Origin of the sequence: Deinococcus frigens DSM 12807, assembly GCF_000701425.1 — a bacterium.
In the GTDB taxonomy this organism is placed as follows: domain Bacteria; phylum Deinococcota; class Deinococci; order Deinococcales; family Deinococcaceae; genus Deinococcus; species Deinococcus frigens.
Window position 1 is genome coordinate 41,754 of the sequence record NZ_JNIW01000027.1, and the last position, 10,449, is coordinate 52,202.

Genomic DNA, 10,449 nt, shown 5'->3' on the forward strand with positions numbered 1-10,449 from the left:
GAGACGAAGTCAGGGTTCGCCCTGCTCCTCTACCGCCTCTTCCACCACTTTCAGGAGGGGTTCAGGGGCGGCAGCTTTGCGGCCTCGCGTTCGGACGGACGGAGCCTCGCCGTATTCCAGTGAGCCATGTTCTATGACGTGACTCAGGGGAATCTTGGGATTGTTGATGTCCCTGCCGCCCGTGGCGTGCCATTTCCTCTCCCACTCGGCAAAAAATGGTTCAAGTTGCGCCGCCTCCAGCCGGTAGATGGCCTGCAACTCAATGGCACTGTAGACGGCGAAAATCCAGGGAACCTGACGGTATTTGGCAAGAATGACGGGGTTCAGGTGGTGATGGGTGGTAAACCCCTTGCCCCGGTTGTTGATGTTGAGGGTCTTCAGCTCGTACTCGGTGCCGCTGGCGTCCACGGCGTCGTTGCCTTCACGGCCCGGCAGCACACGGATGTTCATGACCAGCAGCAGTTGCAGTACCTTGCCACCGTTGTCCTGAAACACGTCGGCGATGCCATGCCGATCTGCCAGCGCCTGAAAAGCGCGGATGGTGGGCATCAGGGCTTCCAGCTCGGCCAGATCAGCGTGACTTTGGCGACTCACTGGGTCTCCGTCAGCAGAGCCGTGATGTGGACACCCAGCGCCCCGGCCAGCCGCTCCACATTGTCCAGGGATAGGTTGCGTTCCTGGCGCTCAACAGAGCCGACGTAAGTACGGTGCAATCCAGTCAAATCGGCCAGGGCTTCCTGCGAGATGCCCTGCTCACGCCGCAGCCGCCGCAGGTTGGCCGCGAGAACGGCCCGCGCATGTAAAGAAGTGTCCTGAGCTGGCATCCCCGCCACCATCCGGCAATGATGACTCTGAGTCTACAGCCTCTGAGTAGCATTTGAGGATCAGCCCGCGCTAGTATTAAAGGGATGCCCCACGCCGCCGAACTTTACCTTCCCCGCCTGCGTCCCGCCTACCGGACGGAGGGCGGCGCGGCTTATCTGGGCGACTCGCTGGAGCTGCTGGCACACCTACCCGACGACTCGGTGCAACTGGTGATGACCAGCCCGCCATTTGCGCTGCTGAGGCAAAAGGAATACGGCAACCGCGACGAGGCCGAGTACGTGGAGTGGCTGGCGCAATTCGCCGCCCTGGTCAGGCAAAAGCTCAGGCCAGACGGCAGTTTTGTGCTGGATTTGGGCGGGGCTTATCGGCGCGGCATTCCGTCCCGCAGCCTGTACAACTTCCGGGTGTTGCTCAAATTCTGTGACGAGCTGGGTTTCCATCTGGCCGAGGATTTCTACTGGTTCAACCCGTCCAAACTGCCCAGCCCGATTGAATGGGTCAACAAACGCAAAATCCGGGTCAAGGACGCCGTGAATACGGTGTGGTGGTTCAGCAAGACCGAGTGGCCCAAGGCCGATGTCTCACAGGTATTGACCGAATACAGCGACAGGATGAAGAAGCTCATTAGCGATCCCGCCGCGTATTACACGCCTGCCGAGCGGCCCAGCGGCCACAACATTGGCGCGTCGTTCGGCAAGGACAACGGCGGCGCGATTCCGCCCAACCTGCTCCAGATTCCCAACAGCGAGGCGGGCGGACAGTATCTGACTGCCTGCCGCCGGGTGGGGGTCAAAAGCCATCCCGCCCGCTTTCCGGCCAGACTGCCAGAGTTCTTCATCCGCTTTCTGACTGAGCCGGGTGATCTGGTGCTGGACATCTTCGGCGGCAGCAACACCACGGGCCGCGTCGCCCAGACCGAGGGCCGCGCGTGGCTAACTTTTGAGCAGAATGCGGAATACTTGGCTGCCTCCACCTTTCGTTTCATGGAGAAAAGTGCCAGCGTGAGCGAACTAAACGACGTTTATACGGCCATCCTGCGCGGCGAAAGTCTTGACCTGAGCCATCTGAACGCGCCGCTACTCAAGTTCGCTTAAGCTGACCTGTCCTCAAAGCATCTTCGGGTCAATCCAGCCCCGTTTAATTCCGTGCAACACCGCCTCCGTGCGGCTGCCGACGCCCAGTTTGGAAAAGATGTTCGCCAGATGCACCTGCACCGTGCGCGGGCTGATGTCCAGATCGCGGGCGATTTCCTTGTTGGTGCGCCCGGTGGCGGCCACCCGCAAGACTTCCAGCTCACGCGGGCTGAGGCTGTCCTCCGGCGGGGTGGGCTGGGCGGCGGCGCTGAAGCGTTCCAGCACCTTGCGGGCCACGCTGGGGTGCAGCGCACTTTCCCCGGCAGCCACCGCCCGCACCGCGCCCAGCAGATCGTCCTCGCTGGTGTTCTTGAGCAGGTAACCCGCCGCCCCAGCCTCCAGCAAGGCAAACACGTAGGCGTCGTCGTCGTAACTGGTCAGCACCAGCACGCCCACGCGCGGCTGCTCGGCCTTGATGGCGCGGGTGGCCTCGATGCCGTTCATGCCGGGCATGGACACGTCCATCAGGATCACATCCGGCTTCAGGGCGCGGGCCTGGGCAATCGCCTCCTCGCCGCTGGCGGCTTCCCCGGCCACATGCAGGTCCGGCTCGCCTTCCAGCAGCTCGCGGGTTCCCTTGCGGACCACCGGATGATCGTCCACCAGCAGCAGCGAAATACGGCGGGGCAGGCCCGTTTCAGATGTACTGTCGGAGTCATGGGCAGGGTCAGGCATGGGCGCAGAATATCCGGCCCGGCACATGAAAAGGGGCCATCCCCGCGAAGGAAGATGGCCCGGATGAAATTTGAAAACGCCTAGCTCTTGCTCAGGTCCTTCCACAGGGTGCCGGTGGCAAAGGAGAGCATGGGGTTGAAGGTGTCCAGGCTGATGCCCTGGAGGTTGTCGCGGTAGGCCAGCACGCCCGGCTGGTTGGGCATGTTGATGTACCACGCCTGGTCGATGGCCCGCTTGGCAATGTCGGCGTACAGCGCGTTGCGCTTGTCGACATCGGTGATGCTGCGCGCCTCGTCGATCCAGGTGTCGATCTGCTCGTCCTTGGCATTGATGCGCGGATTGTAGTACCCCTCGGAGCTGTAGAAGGTGTACACGAAGTTGTCCGCATCGGCGTAATCCGGTGCCCAGCCGGTCATCACCATCGCCTCGCTGCCCTGGTTGCTGCCCTTGATGATGTCGCTCCACTCCTTGGCCACGATATTCACGCGGAACTTGGGGTTGATGGTCTCGATGTTCTTCTTCAGGATTTCCATGCCGGTCTGGGCAGTGGCGCTGCCCGCGCGGTAGGACACGTTGACGGTAAAGCCCTTGTCCCACACCTGACCGTCCCAGGCTTTCTTGAAGTACTCGGTGGCCGCATCAGTGTCGTACTTGGCGGCTTCAATGGACGCGTCGTAGCCAGGAAAGCTCTCGGGCAGCAGGAAGTTCAGGGCCGCGCCCTTGCCCTTCTGCACGTCCTCGATGTACTGCGGGGTATCAAAGGCCGCCACAAAACCCCGGCGCACATCGGCGTCGCTAAAGAAGTTGGCGGGGATGCCTTGGCCGTCCAGCTTGCCGCTGCCAATTGCGCCCTTGCCACTGATCTTCTGGTTCATGCTGATGCCAAAGGCGCTGGTAGAGGGCAGATCGTCCAGGATGGCGATGCCGGGCTTGTCGGTCAGTTGCGCCTCGATGATCGAGCGTCCGCCGGTCTCGATGATGTCGGCGTCGCCCTTCTCAAAGGCCTGAAGGCGCGCGGCCTGCTCGGGAATCTTCTGGAGGATCACGTCCTTGATGCTGGGCTTGTCGCCCCAGTAGTCGGGAAAGGCGGTGGCGGTCACGGCGGTGGCCGTCTTGTCCAGCAGCTTGTACGCGCCGGTGCCGCTGGGGTCCTGCGACAGCGGACTGCCGGTGATGTCCTTGCCCACGGCGTCCTTCCAGGTGGCTTCGGTGCCGTCCCACTCGCCGATTTCGGTGGCGTGCGCGCTGTCCACGATGCCCTGCCCGATGTAGGCCAGCTTGGCCAGGAAGGCGGGATCGGCCTTGGGCAGCTTGAACACCAGCGTCTGGCCGTCGCACTTCACGGCGTCGGTGATCTTTTCCCAGGTGACGCCCTGATCGTCGTTGGCGTTGCTCTGGGTGCCCAGCAGGCTCTCGGAGATAAACCAGTTGCCGCTGTCTCCCGTGTTGGTCACCAGGTTGCGGCGGAAGGTGTACTCGGCGTCCTTGCACTCAAAGGGATTGCCGGTGTGGAACTTCACGCCGTCCCGCAGGGTAAAGCGGTACTCGGTGCCGTCGTTCTCCTCCTGCCACTCGGTGGCCAGCAGCGGCTTGAGTTCCGACAGGCTGTTGCCCTGGTAGGTCACGAGCGTCTCGTACAGGTTTTCCACCACCTGACCGCTGGCGGTGTCGTAGGTGGTGCCGGGGTCCAGCGTGGGAATGTCGGCGGATTCCTGAATGACCAGTACGCCGGTGGGTTCCGCGCCGCCGCCGCCGGATGTGTCGGCTGTGGTGGTCTCAGTTGTGGTGCTGCTCGTGCTGGCGGTGTCGTTTTTACATGCCGCCAGGCTCAGGGTCAGGGTGGTCAGGGCAATGGCACTCAAAATTTTCTTGTGAGCCGGTTTGGGAAGGGTCATGAGGGTCTCCTTGAGGAGAATCGGATCATCGGGATGAGGTCTGAAAGCCTCTGCGGTTGAAGAAGGGTTTTAGAAGTACTGGGATGGAACGCCGCTGAAATGGTCTAATGAAAGACAATTCGTCAGCAGATCAGCTTAGACAGTGCCCATGAGAGATGATTAGACAGACGGCCAAGCTGTTCTCTGGCTGGCCTGTCCCACATCAGACTCAGCGCTCAGCTTTCCAGAATCAGGGGGTTGGAGGACCGCAAAACGTGGGGAAAAGACCGCCCTGGACGGACCTCCGCTTCATACCCTGCCCCGAAAATGAAAGACCTCCCACAGCCGTTCTTGAGCGCCTTCGTGTAAGGTTTCCTAATGACTGCCTCCGCCATTCCCGACTCTTTTCTGCTGCGCGGCACGGCTGCCGCCAACACCCTGCGGCTGGTGGGCATGGAATCCACCCGCATCGTGGAAGACGCCCGGTTGCGCCACCACCTGAGCAAGACCGCCACCGCCGCGCTGGGCCGGACGCTGACCGCCTCGGCGCTGCTGGTCGTGATACTGGGCAAGAAACCCGACCGCCGCGTGACCGTGCGCGTCGAGGGCGGCGGCCCGGTGGGCTGGATCGTCGCCGAGGGCAGCGCCAGTGGGCAGATTCGCGGTTATGTGCGCGAACCGGGCGCGGACCTGCCCCTGCGCGAGTCCGACGGCAAGCTGGACGTGAGCGGCATCGTGGGCAGCACGGGTGAACTGGCGGTCACGCGCCTGCTGGACAACGGCGAGCCGTACACCGGCAGCATCGAACTGGTCAGCGGGGAGATCGCCGAGGACGTCAGCAGCTATCTGGGCGTCTCCGAGCAGATTCCCAACGCCGTACTGCTGGGCGTGTACGAGGCGGGTGGGCGGGTGGCCCACGCGGGCGGCCTGCTGATGCAGGCCATGCCCGGCGTGAGCGATGAGACGCTGGCCCGGCTGGAAGCCAACATCCGCGCGCTGGGCCAGATCACCGACGGCCTGCGCCGGGGCGGAATCTTGGACGTGATGAACCGCGTGACCGAGGGGCTGGACCTGACCCTGGCCCCCGGCGCGCAGGCCGCCCGCTTCGAGTGCCGCTGCTCGCGCCAGAAGGCCGAGGACAGCCTGAAATTCTTCGATGCCGATGAGCGCCAGGACATGATGGATACCGGCGGTCAGGAAATCGTGTGCCACTGGTGCGGCGAGAAGTACCACATCACCCCCGCCGAGATCGCCGCGCTGGACGCCCAGCCGGAGCGGGCGCGGGCTTAAAAATTCTTCAGTCGGCCCTCTCCACAGCGGAAGGGGCTTTTTTTACAGCCGCTCAAGCCAGGGATGTTCCGGGTGAACAAGTTCCAGCGCGGCGCGCAGCCAAGCAACGGCCTCGCGGCTCAGCGTAGGGCGCATCCGTTCAAAGTCCCGCGCATCCTTGCCGCGCACTTCCTGGCCTCCGGTGGCCGCCTTGAACAGCAACACCGCCTGCGGAGCCAGATACGGCAGGCCAGCGCGGGACCATAATCTGGCTTCGGACAGAGGCAGGGTTATGCGCGGGTCTCGGCGGTAATGCTACACGTCGCCGCTGAAATTGGTCAGCAATACATCGAGCATCAGCACGTCCGGCAAGTCGGGGTGGCGGGCGTGGATCTGGTGCAGGGGTGGCTCTAGCGGGACGGTCCAGGGCTGATATTCACCGTTCTGCGGCGCATCCAGCTTCCAACCGGAGAGTAGATGCAAGAGTTGCGGCTGGGCCTCCCGCGTCACGGCCACGTCCAGATCGTCATGGGGGCGTGTCACCTGACCCAGATGCAGGTCCAGCGCCACACCTGCGGCGAACATCCACGGAGCGTCCAGATCGGCCAGTTTCTGTGCCACCAACTTCGCGGGGGTGAAGCCGACGGTGCGGGCGTGGTGAGCAATGGCGTCGGCATTCAGCGCGTCGTCTGCCGTCCCCCTTCCGTCTTTCAGAAAGACCTGACGGTAACGCGCCGCCGCTTCGTCCTCGTCCAGCAGCAGCGCCCGCAACGCCCCCTGCTCCGCGCGCCAGCCGCTGCTGTGATCGGGCAGCACCAGCCGCCAGCCTGCGGGGTGACGGTAAGCCTCACCCTCAGGCAGGTAACCCAGCGCCTCCAGCATGCGGCGTTGCTCCTGGCTGGGCGGCTCCGGCAGCAGGTCCAGATGCAGTTCGGGAACGTCCAGATCAGCCAGCGCGGGGACGCTGCCCGGCCCGCCGAGCTGGACGTGGAATACACCTTCGCACCGTCCTCCTTGCAGGTAATCGCCCAGCACGTTTTTCAGCTCACGGATGGCCGCGTTCAGGTCAGGCATCTTTCAAGGAAAGCATGGGTGAAGCCCCTGCCGCATCCGCTCTTATGCGGAGCGCACCCGGTCTGGCGATACTGACCGCATGAACGCCAAAGGAACCGCCACCGCCCTGCTGCTGGGCGGCCTCGCCGTGGGGCTGGCCGGGTGTGACACCGGACCGCAGCAGACTGACACCACTCAGAAGACAACCCAGACAGCCCCGGCCCAAACAGCTCCAGCACAGCCGACTCCGACACAGACGACTCCGGCAAAAACCACAGCCACATCGTCCCCAGACGACCAGAATGCCGACGCCGCGCCGGGCGCGCTGGGATTGGAGGCGGGCGCGCGGCTGCAATCCGAGCAGAACACCATCGATGTGGTCAGGCGCTTTGAGCCGGGACTGGTGTTTATTACCACCGAGCAGCAGGTGGCCGCGCAGGACCCGTTTGGCATGATGGGCGACTCGCAGGTGCAGCAGGGCGTGGGCAGCGGCTTTTTTGTCAACGACGCCGGGGACATCCTGACCAACTTCCACGTCGTGGCGGGCGAGGGGGGGGGCGGCGGCGGCGCCAGCAGGATCAGCATCCGGGTGATGAACCAGGACAGGACCGTGGAGGCCAGGGTCATCGGCTCCGCGCCGCAGTACGATCTGGCGCTGATCCGCGCCGAGGGGCTGGACAAAGCGCTGATCCGCCCCATTCCGCTGGGCAACAGCGACGATCTGAAGGTGGGCCAGAAAGCCATTGCCATGGGCGCACCCTTCGGCCTGGATTTCAGCGTCTCGGAGGGCATTGTGAGCAGCACCGCGCGCCAGATTCCCATCGGCTTCTCGGGCGGGGGCGAGGGCATCACACAAAAGGCCATTCAGACCGACGCGGCCATCAATCCGGGCAATTCCGGCGGGCCGCTGCTCAGCAGCGCGGGCGAGGTGATCGGCATCAACACCCAGATTCTCTCGCCCAGCGGTCAGTCCAGCGGGGTGGGCCAGAGCGCGGGCGTGGGCTTCGCCATTCCCATCAACGCGGCCAGGAATCTGCTGCCGCGCCTGCAAGCGGCAGGGGGCGGTCAGGTCAATCTGCCGCGCATCGGGATCAGTGTCGGGCTGGCCGTGCAAGGGCAGCAGGGCTATCTGCCGGTGGGGCTGGGAGCGCTGACCAGCCAGAGCAAGCAGCAACTGAAGCTGCCCGACACGGGACTGGTGGTGGGCCAGGTGCAGCCCGGCACGCCCGCCGCCCAGGCTGGACTCAGGGGCGGCACCCGCGAACAGGAGTTCCGGGGCGGCGTCGTCAGCCTGGGGGGCGACGTGATCGTGAAGGCCGATGGTCAGCCGGTGGACGCGCTGGAAGACTTGCAGGCCGCCCTGATCAACAAGACGGAGGGCGACACCGTGAGCCTGACCGTGGTGCGCGGCGGCCAGGAACGCGAGGTAAAGGTGACGCTGGACGCGGCGGCCTTCAAGTGAAGTTCGCCAAGCCCCCGGCTGCCACACTGATGCTATGACGGACCTTGCCCAGCACATCTGGAGCCGGTTGCAGGCGGCGGACCGCGAGTGGTTGCGGACGCTGGCGCGGCAGGCCGGGCCGCACACCCGCGTGGCGCTGGTGGGCGGCGCGGTGCGGGACGCGCTGCTGGGCCAGACCCCCCTCGATCTGGACGTGGTGGCCGAGGGCACGGACGTGGAGACCCTGGCCCGCGCTTCCGGGTTACCCACCCTGTTCCATCCGGCCTTTCAAAATGCCACCGTGACCCTGCCGGATGGCCGCACCGCCGATCTGGTGCGCGCCCGCCGCGAGAGGTATCCGGTGCCGGGTCAGAATCCGCTTCCCCATCCCGGCACGCTGGAAGGCGACCTGCGGCGGCGCGACTTCGCGGTCAATGCCCTGGCCCTGCTGATCGGGCCGGTGGGCGAGATGACCTTGCTGGACGAGCTGGGCGGCCTGGATGATCTGGAGGCGCGGGTGCTGCGGCCCCTGCACCCGGCCTCCTTGCATCAGGACGCCAGCCGTCTGGTGCGCGGGGCACGGCTGGCGGCGCGGCTGGGCTTCACGGCGGACAGCGAATTGCTACGGCAGGTGCCGGGCGCTCTGGCCGTGGCCGGGAACACGCCTCGCCTGTGGGCTGAACTCAAGTTGCTGCTCTCCGAGGCGCGTCCGGGAGCGGCGGCGCGCACGCTGGAGGGGTGGGGCGCGGGGGAGCTGCTGCCCGGCGTGGAGTGGCTGGAGAGGTTGGATGGGCTTCAGGACGCCGGGCAGTCCATGTCGCCCCAGCTTTACGCCGCCGCCGCGCTGCACACCTCTCGGGATGCAGCGCTGCTGGCCGAACGCCTGGGCCTGGGGGACCGCCCCGGCGCGTTGCTGGCCCGCGCCCTCTCGGACGCCTATTTTCCAGACGGCACACCGGAGCGGGTGCTGCGCGGCCTGCTGCGCCCAGACGCCCCGGTGCCGCTGACCGGGCGTGACGTGCTGGCGCTGGGCGTGCTGCCAGGCCGCGCGGTGGGCGAGGCGCTGGCGTATCTGGCCGAACTGCGCCGGGACGGCAAGATTGGCAGTCGACAGGACGAACGCGCGGCGCTGCAAAAGTACCTGAAAGCCGAACGGAATTAAAAAAGGCCCGTAGAATGCCCAGCGTATGGGCCTCCTCAGCTTACTGACCTCCAACCCTGGCGCGTTTGTCATCATCGCGCTGGCGCTGGTGCTGTCCCTTGCCGTTCACGAATTCGCGCACGCCTACACCGCAGACCGCCTGGGCGACGGCACGCCGCGCCGGTATGGGCGCGTGACCCTCAACCCGCTGGCCCACCTGGACCCGGTAGGCACGCTGCTGCTGCTGGTGGCGGGCTTCGGGTTCGCCAAGCCGGTGCCGATCAACCCCAGCAACCTGGGACGCTGGGGCACGCTGTGGGTGGCCGCCGCCGGACCGATCAGCAACATCCTGATCGCCTTTCTGTGCGCCGTGCTGCTCAAGGTCCTGCCGGTCACCCAGATTGGCCTGACCATTTTACTCACGGTGCTGGGCATCAACGTGGTGCTGGCCGTCTTCAACCTGATTCCCATTCCGCTGCTGGACGGCAGCCGCATCCTGGGCGCGCTGGTGCCGTCGCTGGGCCGCGCCCTCTCGCAGTTCGAGTCCCAGCCGTTCAGCTTCCTGATCGTTTTCGGCTTCATCTTCCTGGCCCGCGAACCCCTGAGTCAGTTCATCCGCACCGTGCAGAACTGGGTGCTGACGGTGGTGGGAATTTAGAGCATTTGTCAAAAGAGTTCTCCACTTTTGACCGAATGAAATGAGTGGATTTTGCCCGGCATTTGGGACTGGCACCTCAGTACCCGACACTTTTCGAGGGGGCTTGAAATCCGTCGTCCAATACGCGAAAACAGAGCGCGTCTCCCGTTGCCCTGAAATCGTTCAGTCTGTGCTTCGTTTCCCACTTCCCCCAATACCGCAAGAATCAGGTGGAACTGCTCGCCTTGCTCGTCCTGGCCTTGATTGGAGCCAAAGACGTTCGCCACGCGGCACTGGCCGAGCGTTGCCCTGGCAACGCTCAAACGGCTTCCGTCATCCGCCAGATCGAGCGATTCTTTCACCAGCATCCGCTCTGTCCTCTGGATGTCGCTGGTCTGGTG

The 10,449-nt window shown here is 64.7% G+C and carries 12 protein-coding genes; 5 read left to right on the forward strand and 7 right to left on the reverse strand.

The genetic code is table 11. From position 1 onward, the window contains the following. Nucleotides 1-9 precede the first annotated feature (9 nt). Both Q322_RS22435 and Q322_RS24035 read right to left on the reverse strand, forming a co-directional pair. Nucleotides 10-594, reverse strand: coding sequence for a PDDEXK family nuclease (locus Q322_RS22435; RefSeq protein ID WP_211248893.1), 585 nt, complete (start codon nt 592-594; stop codon nt 10-12). Continuing rightward, complete coding sequence (locus Q322_RS24035) at nt 591-824, reverse strand: helix-turn-helix domain-containing protein (RefSeq protein ID WP_029477965.1); 234 nt, start codon at nt 822-824, stop codon at nt 591-593. The genes Q322_RS22435 and Q322_RS24035 overlap by 4 nt, the downstream gene beginning before the upstream one ends. A gap of 84 nt (nt 825-908) precedes the next feature. Here Q322_RS24035 and Q322_RS0110995 point away from each other — a divergent pair, with 84 nt between their 5' ends. Then, complete coding sequence (locus Q322_RS0110995; protein ID WP_051668454.1) at nt 909-1,919, forward strand: DNA-methyltransferase; 1,011 nt, start codon at nt 909-911, stop codon at nt 1,917-1,919. 12 nt (nt 1,920-1,931) lie between these two features. Here Q322_RS0110995 and Q322_RS0111000 read toward each other — a convergent pair whose 3' ends face one another. Both Q322_RS0111000 and Q322_RS0111005 read right to left on the reverse strand, forming a co-directional pair. Then, on the reverse strand, nt 1,932-2,633 hold the full coding sequence (locus tag Q322_RS0111000) for a response regulator (RefSeq protein ID WP_029477967.1): 702 nt from the start codon (nt 2,631-2,633) through the stop codon (nt 1,932-1,934). An 80-nt stretch (nt 2,634-2,713) separates the two neighbouring features. Continuing rightward, nucleotides 2,714-4,528 carry an ABC transporter substrate-binding protein gene (locus tag Q322_RS0111005; protein ID WP_029477968.1) on the reverse strand — a complete coding sequence of 605 codons (1,815 nt, stop codon included), beginning with the start codon at nt 4,526-4,528 and terminating at the stop codon, nt 2,714-2,716. Nucleotides 4,529-4,885: 357 nt separating this feature from the next. On the opposite strand from Q322_RS0111005, the gene hslO reads away from it, so the two are divergent. Next, entirely contained in the window at nt 4,886-5,797 is a 912-nt protein-coding gene (gene hslO / locus Q322_RS0111010; RefSeq protein ID WP_029477969.1) for an Hsp33 family molecular chaperone HslO, read from the forward strand. A 42-nt stretch (nt 5,798-5,839) separates the two neighbouring features. On the opposite strand, the gene Q322_RS24550 is transcribed toward hslO, so the two are convergent. Both Q322_RS24550 and Q322_RS20900 read right to left on the reverse strand, forming a co-directional pair. Then, entirely contained in the window at nt 5,840-6,001 is a 162-nt protein-coding gene (locus Q322_RS24550; RefSeq protein ID WP_245593226.1) for a hypothetical protein, read from the reverse strand. 90 nt (nt 6,002-6,091) lie between these two features. Continuing rightward, nucleotides 6,092-6,850: a nucleotidyltransferase domain-containing protein gene (locus Q322_RS20900; protein ID WP_245593227.1), complete on the reverse strand. Its 759-nt coding sequence runs from the start codon at nt 6,848-6,850 to the stop codon at nt 6,092-6,094. A 79-nt stretch (nt 6,851-6,929) separates the two neighbouring features. On the opposite strand from Q322_RS20900, the gene Q322_RS0111020 reads away from it, so the two are divergent. Genes Q322_RS0111020 through Q322_RS0111030 form a run of 3 tightly spaced genes read left to right on the forward strand, consistent with a single transcriptional unit; the run spans nt 6,930 to nt 10,069 of the window. After that, nucleotides 6,930-8,291: a S1C family serine protease gene (locus Q322_RS0111020; protein ID WP_084147939.1), complete on the forward strand. Its 1,362-nt coding sequence runs from the start codon at nt 6,930-6,932 to the stop codon at nt 8,289-8,291. Between the two features lie 34 nt (nt 8,292-8,325). After that, complete coding sequence (locus Q322_RS0111025; RefSeq protein ID WP_029477971.1) at nt 8,326-9,432, forward strand: tRNA nucleotidyltransferase/poly(A) polymerase family protein; 1,107 nt, start codon at nt 8,326-8,328, stop codon at nt 9,430-9,432. Between the two features lie 25 nt (nt 9,433-9,457). Further along, nucleotides 9,458-10,069: a site-2 protease family protein gene (locus Q322_RS0111030; protein ID WP_029477972.1), complete on the forward strand. Its 612-nt coding sequence runs from the start codon at nt 9,458-9,460 to the stop codon at nt 10,067-10,069. 8 nt (nt 10,070-10,077) lie between these two features. On the opposite strand, the gene Q322_RS23345 is transcribed toward Q322_RS0111030, so the two are convergent. Then, on the reverse strand, nt 10,078-10,449 hold a 372-nt coding region (locus Q322_RS23345; RefSeq protein WP_029477973.1), incomplete at its 5' end, for a hypothetical protein.

Excerpts from the sequence above, each read along its gene's own strand:
- Q322_RS0111030 (WP_029477972.1), top strand. The coding sequence starts at position 9,458 with ATGGGCCTCCTCAGCTTACTGACCTCCAACCCTGGCGCGTTTGTCATC.
- hslO (WP_029477969.1), top strand. The coding sequence starts at position 4,886 with ATGACTGCCTCCGCCATTCCCGACTCTTTTCTGCTGCGCGGCACGGCT.
- Q322_RS0110995 (WP_051668454.1), top strand. The coding sequence starts at position 909 with ATGCCCCACGCCGCCGAACTTTACCTTCCCCGCCTGCGTCCCGCCTAC.
- Q322_RS0111005 (WP_029477968.1), bottom strand. The coding sequence starts at position 4,528 with ATGACCCTTCCCAAACCGGCTCACAAGAAAATTTTGAGTGCCATTGCC.
- Q322_RS20900 (WP_245593227.1), bottom strand. The coding sequence starts at position 6,850 with ATGCCTGACCTGAACGCGGCCATCCGTGAGCTGAAAAACGTGCTGGGC.
- Q322_RS0111025 (WP_029477971.1), top strand. The coding sequence starts at position 8,326 with ATGACGGACCTTGCCCAGCACATCTGGAGCCGGTTGCAGGCGGCGGAC.
- Q322_RS0111000 (WP_029477967.1), bottom strand. The coding sequence starts at position 2,633 with ATGCCTGACCCTGCCCATGACTCCGACAGTACATCTGAAACGGGCCTG.
- Q322_RS0111020 (WP_084147939.1), top strand. The coding sequence starts at position 6,930 with ATGAACGCCAAAGGAACCGCCACCGCCCTGCTGCTGGGCGGCCTCGCC.
- Q322_RS24035 (WP_029477965.1), bottom strand. The coding sequence starts at position 824 with ATGCCAGCTCAGGACACTTCTTTACATGCGCGGGCCGTTCTCGCGGCC.